General features: G+C 70.0%; 13 protein-coding genes and 1 pseudogene. 7 read left to right on the top strand and 7 right to left on the bottom strand.

Annotation, left to right across the window (positions count from 1 at the left end):
* The first annotated feature begins 160 nt into the window (after nt 1–160).
* Entirely contained in the window at nt 161–646 is a 486-nt protein-coding gene (locus AB0I98_RS30025) for a MarR family transcriptional regulator (protein ID WP_362947525.1), read from the top strand.
* A 105-nt stretch (nt 647–751) separates the two neighbouring features.
* Here the strand turns inward: AB0I98_RS30025 and AB0I98_RS30020 are convergent, their stop codons facing one another.
* A complete protein-coding gene (locus AB0I98_RS30020) occupies nt 752–1,402 on the bottom strand; it encodes an NAD(P)H-dependent oxidoreductase (RefSeq protein ID WP_362947522.1) in 651 nt (216 codons plus the stop codon).
* A 147-nt stretch (nt 1,403–1,549) separates the two neighbouring features.
* Here AB0I98_RS30020 and AB0I98_RS30015 point away from each other — a divergent pair, with 147 nt between their 5' ends.
* Nucleotides 1,550–2,215, top strand: coding sequence for a nitroreductase (locus tag AB0I98_RS30015; RefSeq protein WP_362947520.1), 666 nt, complete (start codon nt 1,550–1,552; stop codon nt 2,213–2,215).
* A gap of 348 nt (nt 2,216–2,563) precedes the next feature.
* Here AB0I98_RS30015 and AB0I98_RS30010 read toward each other — a convergent pair whose 3' ends face one another.
* Nucleotides 2,564–3,508: an NUDIX hydrolase gene (locus AB0I98_RS30010; RefSeq protein WP_362947517.1), complete on the bottom strand. Its 945-nt coding sequence runs from the start codon at nt 3,506–3,508 to the stop codon at nt 2,564–2,566.
* A gap of 51 nt (nt 3,509–3,559) precedes the next feature.
* Nucleotides 3,560–5,443 carry an ABC transporter ATP-binding protein gene (locus AB0I98_RS30005; RefSeq protein ID WP_362947514.1) on the bottom strand — a complete coding sequence of 628 codons (1,884 nt, stop codon included), beginning with the start codon at nt 5,441–5,443 and terminating at the stop codon, nt 3,560–3,562.
* A gap of 302 nt (nt 5,444–5,745) precedes the next feature.
* Here AB0I98_RS30005 and AB0I98_RS30000 point away from each other — a divergent pair, with 302 nt between their 5' ends.
* Both AB0I98_RS30000 and AB0I98_RS29995 read left to right on the top strand, forming a co-directional pair.
* A complete protein-coding gene (locus AB0I98_RS30000) occupies nt 5,746–6,357 on the top strand; it encodes a TetR/AcrR family transcriptional regulator (protein ID WP_362947512.1) in 612 nt (203 codons plus the stop codon).
* Complete coding sequence (locus AB0I98_RS29995; protein WP_362947510.1) at nt 6,354–6,764, top strand: DUF6069 family protein; 411 nt, start codon at nt 6,354–6,356, stop codon at nt 6,762–6,764. Before AB0I98_RS30000 ends, AB0I98_RS29995 begins: the two co-directional genes overlap by 4 nt.
* Nucleotides 6,765–6,918: 154 nt before the next feature.
* Here the strand turns inward: AB0I98_RS29995 and AB0I98_RS29990 are convergent, their stop codons facing one another.
* Nucleotides 6,919–7,602, bottom strand: coding sequence for an alpha/beta hydrolase (locus AB0I98_RS29990; RefSeq protein ID WP_362947508.1), 684 nt, complete (start codon nt 7,600–7,602; stop codon nt 6,919–6,921).
* A 285-nt stretch (nt 7,603–7,887) separates the two neighbouring features.
* Here AB0I98_RS29990 and AB0I98_RS29985 point away from each other — a divergent pair, with 285 nt between their 5' ends.
* Nucleotides 7,888–10,134 carry a molybdopterin cofactor-binding domain-containing protein gene (locus AB0I98_RS29985; RefSeq protein ID WP_362947505.1) on the top strand — a complete coding sequence of 749 codons (2,247 nt, stop codon included), beginning with the start codon at nt 7,888–7,890 and terminating at the stop codon, nt 10,132–10,134.
* Between the two features lie 45 nt (nt 10,135–10,179).
* Nucleotides 10,180–10,656, top strand: a complete 477-nt coding sequence (locus tag AB0I98_RS29980; RefSeq protein WP_033327273.1) for a (2Fe-2S)-binding protein — start codon at nt 10,180–10,182, stop codon at nt 10,654–10,656.
* On the opposite strand, the pseudogene cpt reads toward AB0I98_RS29980, so the two are convergent.
* The 3 genes and pseudogenes from cpt to AB0I98_RS29965 all read right to left on the bottom strand — a co-directional run bounded on the left by cpt (nt 10,657) and on the right by AB0I98_RS29965 (nt 13,131).
* Nucleotides 10,657–11,178 (bottom strand): annotated as a pseudogene (gene cpt / locus AB0I98_RS29975) (chloramphenicol phosphotransferase CPT).
* A 74-nt stretch (nt 11,179–11,252) separates the two neighbouring features.
* Nucleotides 11,253–12,248, bottom strand: coding sequence for an MASE1 domain-containing protein (locus AB0I98_RS29970; RefSeq protein ID WP_362947502.1), 996 nt, complete (start codon nt 12,246–12,248; stop codon nt 11,253–11,255).
* 52 nt (nt 12,249–12,300) lie between these two features.
* Nucleotides 12,301–13,131, bottom strand: coding sequence for a PP2C family protein-serine/threonine phosphatase (locus tag AB0I98_RS29965; RefSeq protein ID WP_362947499.1), 831 nt, complete (start codon nt 13,129–13,131; stop codon nt 12,301–12,303).
* Nucleotides 13,132–13,477: 346 nt separating this feature from the next.
* Here AB0I98_RS29965 and AB0I98_RS29960 point away from each other — a divergent pair, with 346 nt between their 5' ends.
* Nucleotides 13,478–14,374 carry a S1 family peptidase gene (locus AB0I98_RS29960; RefSeq protein ID WP_362947497.1) on the top strand — a complete coding sequence of 299 codons (897 nt, stop codon included), beginning with the start codon at nt 13,478–13,480 and terminating at the stop codon, nt 14,372–14,374.
* Nucleotides 14,375–14,412 lie beyond the last annotated feature (38 nt).

The following is a 14,412-nucleotide window of genomic DNA, read 5'->3' as shown; positions in this document are numbered from 1 at the left end:
TGTTCTCGAAGCTCGGCATCCCCTCCCGCGAGGAGATCCGCACGATGCGTTCTCGCAGACGAGGTGTGGGCCCAGCACTCCAGCCCCGTCGGGATCTGCCGTAGCCGATTTGGTTTCAATCGCAACCGTATCGAATGAATGGGGGCGGTACTGTGGCCCCATGAACGCCGACGTTCCTCCCAAAACCACCGCCCCGCGCGCGACCGACCGGCCCGGGGACGAATCGCCTTTCGCTCTCGGTCTGCTGCTGCGCCGGGCGCACTGGCATGCGGCGACGGTGATGACGGAGGCGCTCAGGCCGCTCGGAATCGAGCTGCGGCATTTCGCCGTACTGCTCGTGCTGGTCGACCGCGGGCCCACGGTGCAGCGGGACTTGGCGACGGCGACGGGATCGGACAAGGCGGGAATCATGCGGGTCGTGGACGACCTGGAGCACAAGGGGCTGGCCGTACGCAAGGCCGTTCCTGGGGACCGCCGGGTTCGCGCAGTGGACATCACACCACAGGGCATCGAGCTTTTCGACGCGGCTCATGTGGCGGCGGCGCCGCTGGCCGAGCGCCTGATTGCCGGACTGAAGCCTGGCGAACCCGAGCAACTGACGGATCTGCTGACCCGGTTCGCCCACCCCGAGGGCGATGAAGCGTAGGCGCGCCCGCGCACCGGTCGCCTGCGGCGTGATCCAGGCCGCCGGCAGCGAGAACGCCGTGTGACTCCTGAGTCGAGGAGTCACACGGTGTGACCATTCCAGGGGTCATGCGGCGAAGCGCTCCGCGAACTCCTTGGCCTTGGTCGTCGCGTCCTCGAAGGCGCGCTCACGGGAGGCCTCGTAGAGCGGGACCAGCTCGGACATGGCCGGGTTGCGGGGCGCCATGGTGAGTTCCGGGACGATGAAGTGCAGGTCCAGGCGGAGGGTGCCCTTGAGCACGGCCTCCAGGTAGTTCTGGACGAACTCGAAGCCCTCGCGCGGGGTGCCCGGCGCATAGGAGCCGCCACGGCTGGCGACCACGACGACCGGAGTGCCCTGGGCGGAGGGGGTCTCACCCGCCGTACGCCCAAGCAGCAGCACACTGTCCAGCCACGCCTTGAGGGTCGACGGGATCGAGAAGTTGTACATGGGGGCGCCGATCAGGACGGCGTCCGCCTGCTCCAGTTCCTCGATGAGCTCCACGCGCGCGGCGAACGCGGCGGCCTGCTCAGGGGTGCGCTCGGACGGGGCGGCGTAACCGGCGGACCAGGCGTCGGCGGTGATGTGCGGTACGGGGTTGGCAGCGAGGTCGCGGTAGATCACCGTGCCCTCCGGGTGCTGCTCCTCCCAGACCGTGCGGAACGCAGCCGCGACCGAACGGGACGAGGACGCCTCGCCAGGGAACACGGACGAGTCGATGTGCAGCAGCGTGGCCATGGACGTTCTCCAAAGGGCTGTGCCCGGGGCAGGGTGCCGGGGCGGTGGATTGATGCTCGCCGTTAGTTAAACACGCGACCGTATTAAATGATACCATCGCGAATGCAACGGAGGGGGGAACGTTGAGCACTTGGGAGGTAGGCGATCTTGGACGTCTATGAGGCGGTCACGAGTCGACGCGCGTTACGTGGATTCACCGACCGGCCCGTACCGAGGGAGGTATTGGAGCGCGTGCTGTCCGCCGCGGCCTGGGCGCCGTCCGCATCCAATCTTCAGCCGTGGCACGCCTACGTGCTGACCGGCAGGCGGCTGACCGAACTCAAGAAGCGCGCCTGCGAGCGCGTGGATGCGGGCGACCCCTGGGACGAGCCGGAGTACGAGCAGTACCCGCCCGCGCTGAAGTCCCCGTACTCCGACCGCCGTTCCGCCTTCGGTGAGCAGCGCTACGGTGCACTCGGCATTCCGCGCGAGGACCTGGAGGCACGCCAGAGGGCCGCTGCCGAGAACTGGAACTGCTTCGGCGCACCCGCCGCCCTGTTCTGCTACATCGACCGCGACATGGGTCCGGCCCAGTGGTCCGACGTCGGCATGTTTCTGCAGAGCGTCATGTTGCTGCTCCGTGCCGAAGCGCTGCACAGCTGCACGCAGATGGCGTGGGCGAAGTATCACAAGACCGTCGCGGAGGTCCTCTCACCCCCGGACGAGCTCGTCCTCTTCTGCGGCATGTCGATCGGGTTCGAGGACGTCACGGTGCACTACACGCGTACGGGCCGGGCGCCGCTCGAAGAGACGGTCACGTTCGTCGGCTGCTAGGACCGAGCGGCTGCGCAGTCGGCCGCGGGAAGGATGTACCGCCAGTCCCGGCCAGGACGGCGAGGTGGTGCCGACCGTCGCCGGCAACAACCTCTGCGGGGCGAGCTGTTCCACCGACGCCGGTGGGACACGAGGAACGACGAAGGAGGCGAGCACCCGGTCGGGCCAGTCCGCCTCGCCGTCCCCCGTCACCACGGTGGGCCGGTAGCCAAAGGCGGTGAGGTGGGCGGCGGCCGAGGTGACGTGGTCGTACAGGTCGATCGTGGCGACCCGGCACGCCTGAGGAACAGGCCACCTCAGCAGTTGTCGCGGCGCCCGCACGTGCCCGGCCCTACAGGGGGGCACGGGTCACGTCCAGCCGAGTTCGGTGTAGAGGCGTCCGCGCTGGATGCCCTTGATGGCGGCCCGGGTGTAGTCGACAGTCGGCTCCGGCAGGGCGTCGGCGGGCCACCAGCCCCAGCTCACGCACTTGTCGGGCTCCCGGAGTTGTGGTTCGCCCTGCCACTGTCGGGCCCGGAAGACCAGTTGCAGGCGCGGCTGGGAGCCGGGAGCGCCGAGGAGATGCACGATGTGGACGAGTTCGACGTCCTCAGCCTTGATCACCAGCCCGGCCCCCTCCCCCGCCTCCCGGATCAGGCAGGCGACGGCGGACTCCCGCTCGCAGTGGCCGGCCAGGAAGTGATGCTCCAGGGGCGCGTAGGCGGAGTCGGGATGCCGCAGCCCGAGCAGGATCTCGCCCTCCCGTTCCAGATACAGGTGGACGCCGATGACGTTCGGGACCGTCTTCGTGCCGGTGCTGCGGACGCGTAGCACGGGCAACTGGTCGCCGGCACGAGGGCGGGCGTGTGGGCCGTCGTGGTGGTGGATGACGGCGGTGGTCTTGGGGTCCATGGTCAGATACGGGATCTGCTCGGGATCGGTCCAGCGCAGCATGATTCCCTCGGTGAGGGGCAACTTCGCGGGGTCGCCGTTCCAAGTCCCGACGTACACCTGGCTCCGGCTCGTGGGCCGGTCGTCGGCGTCGGTGTTCTCGATGACGGCGAGGGGGGCCAGCCCGGGGATGCGCAGGCCGGCCTCTTCCAGCAGTTCGCGGGCGATCGCCTCATCGAGACTCTCGCCGGGTTCGGGATGGCCGCCGAGCAGGGACCACTGCCCGGCACTGCAGATGTTCTTGTTGGCGTCGCGCAAGTGCAGCAGGTACTGCCCGGCATCATTGACCAGCAGTGCGGTGGTGCCCAGTGTCTCCAGGGTCGGCTGGTCGGCGGCGGTCGTAGTGGATTCGGGAGTGGTCATACGGTGCGGTCCTTCCGTGAGATCGGCTGAGCATGGGCCGGGCGCGCGGGGTCATCGGTCTTGCGACAGGCGCAGGAGGTCCGCGAAGGTGCCGCCGGCGTGGACGAGGTCGTCGTATGTGCCTTGCTCGGTGAGACGGCCTTGCTCCATGACGACGATGCGGTCGGCGATCTTGGTGTTTTCAAGCCTGTGTGTGACGACGATCGTGATGCGGTCGCCGGCGATGTCCTTGATCTTCTCGAAGATTCCGTGCTCACCCCGCGGGTCCATCTGCGAGGTCGGCTCATCGAGGATCAGCAGGGGCGGGCGGCGGTACAGGGCCCTGGAGCAGGCCAGGCGCTGCCACTGTCCGCCGGAGAGTTCGGCCCCGCCGAAGATCTCGCGGGCGAGGAGTGTGTCGAGGCCGGCGGGCAGGTCTTCGATCGCTTCGCGCATGCCGACCTCGTCGAGCGCCTCCCACACCGGTGCGTCATCCAGGCTCCGCGGCTGCCCCAACGTCACGTTCTCCCGGACCCGCAACGGCCACTGCGCGAAGATCTGCGGCACCAGCCCGGTACGGTTCCAGATCGTGGCCTGGTCGACGTGAGCGAGGTCCTTGCCGTTCCAGGTGACCTGCCCCTTGTCCGCGAGGTAGATGCCGGTGATCAGGCGCGTCAGCGTGCTCTTGCCGGACCCGTTCACCCCCACGATGGCGAGGATCTCTCCGCGGCGCAGGGTCAGGGAGACGTTGTGGACAGCCGGCTTGTCCTTCCCGGGGTACTGGTACGTGACCTCGTCCAGCCGGATCTCGTCCACCGGCGCGCTGACGGTCAGCTCACCGCGCTTGGGCGCACGCTCCGCGGCGTCGTCGAGGAATGCCTGCATGTCGCTCAGGTAGAGGCTCGTATGGAACACGGCAGCGCCGTTGATGACGACCTGGGACAGCGCCGCCAGGGTCGTCTGGACCGCGACGACAGCGGTGGCCGCGATGGCCAGCGCGATCCGGCCGGTGACGGCCAGCCACGCGAGGAACGCCCAGGTGGCTACGAGAAACCCGCCGCCGACCAGGGACGACAACAACGCGATCCGGAGCGTCCGGGGCGCGGCGGCCAGGGTGCGGTTGTCGACGCGCTCGGACAGGGATCGGTACCAGTACAGGAGGTAGTCCGTCATGCCGTTCGCGCGGACCTCGTCGCCGTACTTGGGGGTCGTCGACCACCAGCGCATCATGCCGCGGACGTTGCGGTCGGCGATGTTGGCGTAGTGGATCTCGTAGTCGACCCGGGCGGTGAGCACCGCTCCGACGCCGGCCGGGAGTACGGCCAGGAGGAGCAAGGGCAGCATCAGCGGATTCAGCACCGACAGCACGCCGCTGGCCGTGACCATCCTGACCAGTGCCGACATGAAGCGCTGTGCGTCCGTGACCATCACATGCGTGCGGACGACCCCCATCTCGGCCGCCTCTTGCCGGTCTGCGAAGCCGTCGACCGCGTACGCTGCCGCCTCGACCCGGCAGACCGCCTCGACCAGCGCGGTGTCGGTCGTGGTCGTCAGCCTGGGGGTGATGCGCCGCTCGGCGTACGTGGCTACGGCCCCTGCGCCGCGGGTGAGCGCGCTCGCGCCCGCCACCACCAGGAGGGCCGGAAGCGCTGCGTGCAGGCGGTCGGCGACGGCAGCGGTGCCGAGGATGGGGCGCATGGCCCTGGCCGTCGCTGTCAGCAGTACGGCGGCGGACACACCGGTGATCAGCTGACAGCCGAGAAGCAGGAGCACGGCTCGGCGATCGATGACCCAGGACATCGTGGCGATGCGGCGCAGTACGGCGGGGAGCTGCGCGCACAGCTTGCGGAAGGTGATTTCGCCGAGCGGGTTCACGGAGTACTGCCCCGAGTAAGTGATCTCGGCCGGCGGTGGTGGAGCGATGGATTGCGCGTCCTTGGAGGCGGTTGGAGTCAACTGGTCATCTCCTGCGAGGTCGTTGAAGTCGAGGCAGGGCCACCGGGGTCAACGACGTGGACCGCGATATCGAACACACGTGTTTTGGTCGGAGCCGATTCCGTACGAGGACACGGAAGTCTCCACGTGCCGAATGCACCCACCCTTGAGGCGCCTGGAGTGGGCCCTGGACGTCTCGTGGCCGAAACGCCGATGGTGATACGCGTGTGACGGTTGGGCTGAAGCAGCCGAGTACCGGAAATTGGGCGGAGTGAGGACTCACTCATTGACGGAGTGAGTCCTCACTCCGTAGGCTCGTGGCCATGACAGCGCCTAAGGAGAACCAGACCACCCGCCGTCGCGCCCCCGCCATGTCGCCGGAGCAGCGCCGCTTGATGATCATCCAGACCGCGATCCCGCTGATCGCCGAGTACGGCGCCGCGGTGACGACCGCGAAGATCGCCCGCGCCGCGGGCATCGGCGAGGGCACGATCTTCCGGGTCTTCGCCGACAAGGACGAGCTGCTGCAAGCCTGCATGGCCGAGGCGCTCTCCCCAGAACACGCGGTCCGCGAACTCGACGCGATCGACGTGTCCCAGCCGCTGCCCGACCGGCTCGCGGAGGCGGCCGAGGCGCTGCAGGCACACATGGACAGGATGGGCGCGATCCTCGGCTCACTGGGGCATCGCGGCGGCAAGCACCCCGGCACGGTGCGCGGCGCGGGCCGCGACGAGTCGATGACCCGTATCCGCGCGGCCCTCGCGGAGCTGCTGGAGCCCGACAAGGCGGCCCTGCGCCGGCCGCCGGAGCAGATCGCGGCCCTCTTCTTCGGGCTGCTCTTCACCCAGCCGCGTACGGAGGACGAGCCCGACCTGACCCGGCAGGAGCTGGTGGAGGTCTTCCTGCACGGGGCGCTCTCGGGGGGCGCCAAGTGAGCGCGCGGAGAAGGCGCCTGGGGGTTACGGCCCTGGCCGTCCTGGCCCCCGTCCTGGTGTGGCTGGTCGCGGACCCACTGCTGGGGCACCGGCTCCGGATCGCCGACGGCGAGGAGACGCTCGACATCGGCGCCGTGCCCGTGGCGGTCGTCGCACTGCTCGCGTCGCTCTCCGGCTGGGGACTGCTGGCCGCCCTGGAGCGGTTCGGCGCGCGGCGCGCCCGCGCCATCTGGACCGGGCTGGCCGGCGCCGTACTGACCGTGTCCTTCCTGCCGTTCATCGGCGACGGCATGGACGGCGGCACCCGGGTCTCCCTCGCTCTCATGCACCTGGCGGTGGCGGCGGTGCTGATCCCGGGGCTGGGCGGCAGGTCCGCCAGGGCGGGAGCGGGGGCCGCCAGGGGGTGACCGCCAGCGCCAAGTACGCCGCAACTACACCGCCAACCCTGGGCCCTGCACTCCTACCGGCACGCAGGAACGTGCCCATATCCGCAGCGAGAAGGCCCTCCGCCGGGACGGCAGACCACGACCGACCGCCCGGCCGCCACCCCACCCCGCACCGCTAGGAGTTGGCGGCCTTCGCCAGGACACGGGCGAGTTCGCGGGGGCGGGTGGTCATCGGCCAGTGGCCCGAGTCGAGGTCCACGTACTCGAGGTGGGTAGCGCGGGCGAGCTCAGGACTCTCACCGGCGGCGATCCACTCCTCGGCCTGGGCGGGGGTGAACTCGGGGCAGACAACCACAACGGGGACGTCGAAGCGGCGCTCGTCGGTCAGGCGGACGACTCCCCTGGCGACCGCCTCGGGGACAGGAATGGCGGCGGACGCGAAGCGTTCGCGGGTCTGCTGGTCCAGGTCGGCGGCGTCCGCGCCCTCGAAGGGGTCCCAGCCCGGGAAGGGCATGGCACCGTCCTCGATCGCGAAGTGATCGGCGTAAGCCCGCCCATCGGCGGCGGGGAAGCCGCCGATCAGGGCGACCTTGGCCACCTTCTCCGGTCGCGCGTCGACGGCCAACCAGGCAAGGGTCGATGCGGCGGAGTGCCCTACCACCAGGGGCCTTCCGGACGCCGCGTCAACCGCGGCGAGTACTGCTGCCAACTGGTCGTCAAGCGTCGCCGAGGCAGTGCCGTCGCCCTGGCCCGGGAGGGTGAGCGGCACGGGACGGTGGCCGAGCGCGGTGAGTTCGGGCACGACGTCGTCCCAGGCGGATCCGTCGAGCCAGAGGCCGGCGATGAGCAGAATGTCCACGGTCTCTCCCGGAGAGGAGTCGGATCTGATTGCCGGCACGCTATCGGGAGGCTCTGACACCGGGCTCAGGTCAGGGTGTGATCTTCAGTGCCCTCGAGAGGTTGCCGCCGACGCTCCGCCTTCGGGCACCGCGCCAGGCGTTCCTGGCGATCACACTCGCGTGGCGTACCCGGAACGCTGTGACCGGTCGCACGACCGCGACCAACCCTTCACGGTTCCCGCGTTGCCCAGATCTGCGTGCTCACAACAAACTGGCTGCCACGCGCGGACGAGGGAGATCACGCGATGGCGGAGACCACGGGCGGTGCCGACCAGCCGACTCCGAAGGCCGCTCTGGGCCGACGTACGCTCCTCACTTACCTGGTCGCCGCCCCCACCCTGACCGTGGCCACGGGCCTCGTTCCCGCCACAGCCGCGGCTGCCGCTCCGACCGCGCCGACGCCTCCTTCGCTCGCCGAAGCGGTCGACCTCGGGGATCTGTTGATCCTTGCCGGTCTGCCCACGGCTCATCTGCTGGTACTGACCGTGGACGAGGAGGGCGCGGTCCACTTCCGGCTGCCGCGGGAGGAGGTCGGGCAGGGCCTGACGACCGCTGTCGCGATGCTGGTGGCCGAGGAGATGGACGTGCCCCTTGCCGCCGTCACGGTTCATCTCGACGACGCACGGCCCGAGTTGCTGTTCAACCAGCTCACCGGAAGCTCGAACTCGATCCGGTCGCTCTACGACCCGGTCCGCCGGACAGCGGCCGCGGCCCGGGCCCGCATGGTCGGGGCTGCGGCGAGTCGGTGGGAGGTGTCGGTGGACGGGCTGGTCACGCGCGACGGCGTCGTCCATGGGCCGGGCGGTCGTACGGCCTCGTACGCCTCGCTGTCCGTGGCCGCGGCGGCGAGTGAGAGCGGCGCCGTTCCCGGCCTCTCCCCCAAGCCCGAGTCCGAGCACGCGCTCGTCGGGACGCCGACCTCGCGGATCGACAGCCGCGCGATGGTCACCGGCCGGATGCGGTACACGCTCGACCTGGATGTCCCGGGCGCGCTCCCGGCAATGGTGCGACGGCCGCCGACTCTGGGCGGAACGGTGGATGCGGTCAGGAACGAGGCCGCCGTACGTGCGATGCCGGGCGTCGTCGATGTGGTCGTCGTCCCCACGGGTGTCACCGTTGTCGCCGAGACCTTCGGCCAGGCACTCGACGCGAAGGACGCGCTCGACGTCACCTGGCACGGCGGGACGGTCGACGACCTTTCGGACGCCGACATACGCGCCGAACTACGGGCCGCCGCGCCGCCGTTCGTCCTGCCGCCGCTGCTCACCAAGCGGCTGGACGCCGAGTTCGACTTCGCGTTCGTCAGTCACGCACCGATGGAGACGAACTCCGCCGTCGCCGACGTACGGTCCGACCGGGCGACCGTCTGGGCCGGGCTGAAGTCGCCCGTCGTCGCCCAGCAGACCATCGCCGCCGCCGTCGGTCTGCCGCAGGACAAGGTCACGGTGCATGTGGTGCAGGGCGGTGGGTCGTTCGGCCGTCGGCTGTTCTTCGACGCGGCGCTGGAGGCGGCGCTGGTGTCCAAGGCGAGCGGGCGGCCCGTCAGGTTGATGTGGTCCCGCATCGACGACATGCGCCACGGCCGTATGCGCCCGGCCAGCCACCACCGGATCCGGGCCACCTACACAACGGGCTCCACGGACCAGGTGCTCAGCTTCCGGCACCGGGTCGCGGCCGTGGAGACGGACTTCCGGCACGGGCTCGGGGAGATCCTCACCGCGTCGGGGGCGCATCTGCCGGGCGGCAACCAGGCCTTCGCCCAGACGCTGTTCTCCACCACGGTCCACTCGCCGTACGACTTCGGGCTCACGAGCCAGACCCTCGCCGAGGTCCCGCTGCGGATGCCGACCGCGTCCTGGCGCTCGGTGTACTCGGCGAACACCCGCGGCGCGGAGGAGGTCGTCGTCGACGAGCTGGCGGCGGAACTGGGGCAGGACCCGGTGGCGTTCAGGCGCAGGTTCCTCAAGACCGACGAAGACCGGGCGGTGCTGGACCGGGCCGCCTCGGCCGGGGACTGGGGTCGTGCCATGGCGGACGGGTTCGCCCAGGGCATCGGCTTCCACGCCGAGTACAAGTCGCGCACGGCCTGTCTGGTCGAGATCGACGCCCGGGACCCCAAGGCCCCGCGCGTGACGAGAGCGGTGATCGCCGTGGACGTCGGGCGGCCGATCAACCCTCGCGGCCTCGAGGCGCAGATGCTCGGCGGGCTGACGGACGCGATCTCCACGACGCTGACCGCCGGACTGCACATCGACAAAGGGCTGCCCCTGGAGGGGAGTTACTCGCAGTTCCACTATGCGCGGCAGCGGCATTCACCGACCGACGTGCAGGTCATCGTCATGCCCGCGCACGGTGAACCGGGCGGGGCGGGTGAGCTGGGCGTCCCGGCCGCGGTCGGCGCCATCGCGAACGCGTACGCCCGGGCCACCGGCACCCGTCCTCGCAGTTTCCCCGTCCACTTCCCCGTCGACTTCGAACCCTTCCCGCGCTGAGGCCCCCACCACAGGCCCGGCCCCACACCGCGCAGGAGCGCCCGCATGCCCCAGCACACCTTCACCGTGAACGGCACCTCCGTGACCGTCGATGCCCCCGCCGACCTGCCTCTGCTGTGGGTTCTGCGCGATCTGCTCGGCATCCGCGGGCCCAAGTACGGCTGCGGCATCGACGTCTGCAAGGCCTGCACCAGCCATCTGGACGGCGAAGCCGTCAACCCGTGCGTGGTCCCTGTCTCCGAGGCCGCCGGACGCCAGGTCACGACCATCGAGGGCCTCGCCGACGGAGAGCGTCTCCATCCTGTCCAGGAGGCCTGGCTGGAGCAGGACGTCCCCCAGTGCGGTTACTGCCAGCCCGGCCAGATCATGGCCGCCGTCGCCCTGCTGAAGAGGACCAGCAACCCCACCGACGCCGATATCGACGCGATCGACAACGTCTGCCGCTGCGGGACGTACTTCCGCGTCCGTGAGGCCATCAAGCTGGCGGCGGCGAAGATGGCGGCGGCCGAGACGGGCCGGTGATCAGCTGACGTGGGCGGCGATGGTTCGCGCGCACACCAGGGACTCGGTATGCGTCGTGTCCACCTCCACGTCGTAGGACACCCCTTCGTGAACCACGTCGGCCTGCGACGCGGCCATCCCACGGACGCGGTCGCCGCGCGCGATCTCACGGCCTGCGGCGACCGCGCTCTCGCACGTGACGCCGACCCACAGCACGGCCAGTCCGTCCACGGTCTTCTGCCACCGCTGCTGGGACCCCGCTCCGCCGAGGAACACGTCATCGATGATGACCCTGGCGCCCGCACGGGCCATCGCCGCGACGCCCTCCATCCACGCCGTCTACAGCGCCATGAACTCCGGCCCGACACTCACCCCGCCGTCAGCGGCGAACACGATGCCCTCGTCCGACGCCTGCATCCTCGCGGGCAGCGCGTCGACGAACGAGTCGCACCCGAACGCCAGCCACGGATCGGGCAGTTCGGCTTGGAGACACCGTACGATCCCGGACTTTCCCGAGCTCGAACCGCCGTTGAGAATGATCATCTGAGTCGTCACCACGCAACGGTAGAGCGCTCTCCGATCCGCACGAAACGAATTTCGGCGTGGCCCGGAGTGGATCACCGGCCTCGCTGCTGGTCCGGCGGTGGCCGGGTGCGGGGAGTGTCACCGGCAGTGAGGTGTTCCAGCACCTCGACGAGGTCCTGGCAGGCCCGCTCCACCGAGCGCCTGGTGTGGTGCTGCTCGGTGATGACGGCGGAGAGAAGCAGGGCCGTGAGGGCCATGGAGCCGTTGAACGCCTGCAGTTTGATCATCACCTCGATATGGGTGAGATGTACGAAGGAGCCGGTCCGGTCCGTCGCCGCGATGGTGGTCATGGTGGAGGCGAGGAGGGCGCACAGGATGCTGCCCGCCAGCTGGAAGCGCAGGGCGGCCCAGATCAGGAGGGGATAGACGAGGAAGAGCATGCTGATGGTGCTGTACGCGGCCAGTGGTACGAGTCCGCAGGCGATGAGGGCCAGCCCGATCGCCTCCTTCCAGCGGGCGGGGCTCGGCGGCCGGCGCACCGTGTGGAGCAGCAGCAGAACGGGCGTGACGAGCAGGACTCCCATCGCGTCGCCCACCCACCACGCGAGCCACACCGGCCAGACACCGGGCGCATCGAGCTTGTCCGTGAGAACGAGCAGACCGACGCCGGCGCTCGCGCTGATCAGCATGCTGGCCAGGGCTCCCAGGAACACCAGCGCGACGCCGTCCCGCAAGCGGCTGAGGTCCGTCCGGAACCCCACCCTGCGCAGCAGGAGGTACGCGCAGAGCGGGGCCGCGGTGTTGCCGGCCAGTGTCCCGATCACCGCGGGCTGGAGCGAGGTGATCGACATGACCACGAAGAGGACCCCCAGGCTGATGCCCGGCAGGGCACGGATCCCGAAGATCAGCAGGCAGGCCAGCGCTACGCCCGTGGGCGGCCAAATGGGTGTCACCACGGCGCCCTGGACGACGAGCTGCCGCATGAGGCCCAGCCGCCCCGCGGCGAAGTAGCAGGCGGTGACTGCCAGCGTCTCGAGGGCGTAGAGGGCTGGTCGCCGTAGATCATGGATAGCCACCACAGCAGCCATCAGACAACGGCGCCGCCCTCTCGGCGAGCCGAGGAAGAAGCGGGGCTCTCCCCTACCGGCGTACGTCTGCCGCGTCGTGGCCTACGACCAGTACGGCCGCGTCGTCCTCGTGTCCGACCCGCTCGGCGCCCTTGATCACAGCGGCGGCGAGCGAGCCGGCGTCCATGCCCGCGACGGCGGCGACTCCCGCGAGCCTCACGACCTGGTCGAGTCCGTCGTCGAGGCTCAGTGAGGGCCCCTCCACCACGCCGTCCGTCATCAGGACGAAGACTCCGCCGGTGCTGAGCCGGTACCGGGTCACCGGGTACTCCTGCCCCTGTTCGATGCCCAGAGGTGGTCCCCCTTCGTCCTCGGCGATGCCGGACTTCCCGTCCGCGGTGGCCCACACGCACGGGATGTGCCCGGCCCTGGCGCTCTCCAGCACTCCGGTGGACGGGTCGAGCCTCATGAAGGTGCAGGTCGCGAAGAGGTCGGCGCCGAGCGTCAGGAGCAGGTCGTTCGTCCTGGAGAGAAGCTCCCCCGGCTCGCTCGTGACCGAGGCGAGCGCGCGCAGCCCCACCCGGACCTGCCCCATGAAGGCGGCGGCCTCGATGTTGTGGCCCTGTACGTCGCCGATGGACAGGCCGATGCGTCCATCGGGCATCCGGAAGGCGTCGTACCAGTCGCCTCCCACGTTCAGGCCGTGAAAGGCGGGTGAGTACTGGACGGCCAGGTCGAACCCGGGCGCGACCGGCATCTCTCCCGGAAGCATCCCGCGCTGCAGGGCGACGGCCAGCTCCACCAGGGAACGCTGGAGCTCGGCTCGCTCCCGTGCCTGAGCGGTCAGCGTCCTGAGTCTGGCCAGCAGCTCGTCGGCGTCGTCGGTTGAGTCATTGCGGGACATCGACCGCTCCGGAAATTTGGCGTCCCTTCGGGCATTAAAACCTATGTGCCCTATTTGTGTGAGTTCAGCTCGGCGGGGTGGTCGCACCGCCGGGTTGGCTGACCGTCGCGGCAGGCGCCCGCACGGTGAGAGGCGGGCTCTCGGACCGATTCCGCCGGGGCGGGCGCCATGGCCCGAAGACGACCTATCCGCGCCGTGCCCGGCCCGGCACAATGGGCGCTGCCCCGCCTCCGGTACGCGCAGCGCGGCGGCCCCATCGCACCAGCACCACGGGCACAGCACAGCCCACCTGGCGACCGGTGGGGCATGCCCGAGCCTGACCGACCGTCTTCGGGGAGATGTGGGTATGAGAGCACGGCGTACGACCGTCAGACGCTCACGGCTCCTCGCTTCCGTGCTGAGCCTGCTCTGCGTGGCAGCCCTCGCGGTGTCCGGCACCAGCGCGACGGCCGCGCCCACGGCCGGCGCCGGAGCGTCGACCGCGTCGGTGTCGAGCGCGGCTTCGGCCGTCGAGTCCCTGGGGATCGACGGGACGGCCTGGTCCGTCGACGAGCGCACCGGGAAGCTGCGGGTCGTCGCCGACTCCACGGTCACGGACACCGAACTCGCCCAACTCCGCCAGGCCGCCGGACGTTTCACCGCTGCCATGACCCTCGAGCGGCTCGACGGCCGGCTGCGCACCCTCCTGTCGGGCGGCGACGCCATCTACGCCGGCGGCGGGCGCTGCTCGGCGGGTGTCAACGTACGAAGCGGGTCCACGTACTACTTCGTCACGGCCGGTCACTGCACCGACGGCACCACCACCTGGTACACCGGTCCCGCCATGGACACCGTCGTCGGCCCCACCACCGCAACCAGCTTCCCCGGCAACGACTTCGGCGTCGTCCAGTACTCCAACCCGGCCGTACCGCACCCCGGCACCATCGGAACCGTCGACGTGACCGGGACGGCGACCGCCTACGTCGGCCAGCGCGTCTGCACCCGGGGCGCCACCACGGGTGTGCGATGCGGCCTCGTCACCGGGCTGAACGCGACCGTCAACTACGGTGGCGGCACCATCGTGTACGGGCTGATCCAGACCAACATCTGCGCCGAGCCCGGCGACAGCGGAGGCCCGCTCTACGCCGGCGACAAGGTCATCGGCATCCTCTCCGGCGGCTCCGGGAACTGCGCGACCGGCGGCACCACGTACTACCAGCCGATCCAGGAAGTACTGAGCGCCTACGGCATGTCTGTCTACTGACGGGGCATGAGGCGTCGCGGCGAAACTGTCATTCGTGC

It is taken from the genome of Streptomyces sp. NPDC050211 (assembly GCF_040656035.1).
Taxonomy (GTDB): domain Bacteria; phylum Actinomycetota; class Actinomycetes; order Streptomycetales; family Streptomycetaceae; genus Streptomyces.
This window is presented reverse-complemented; position numbering and strand designations above follow the sequence as displayed.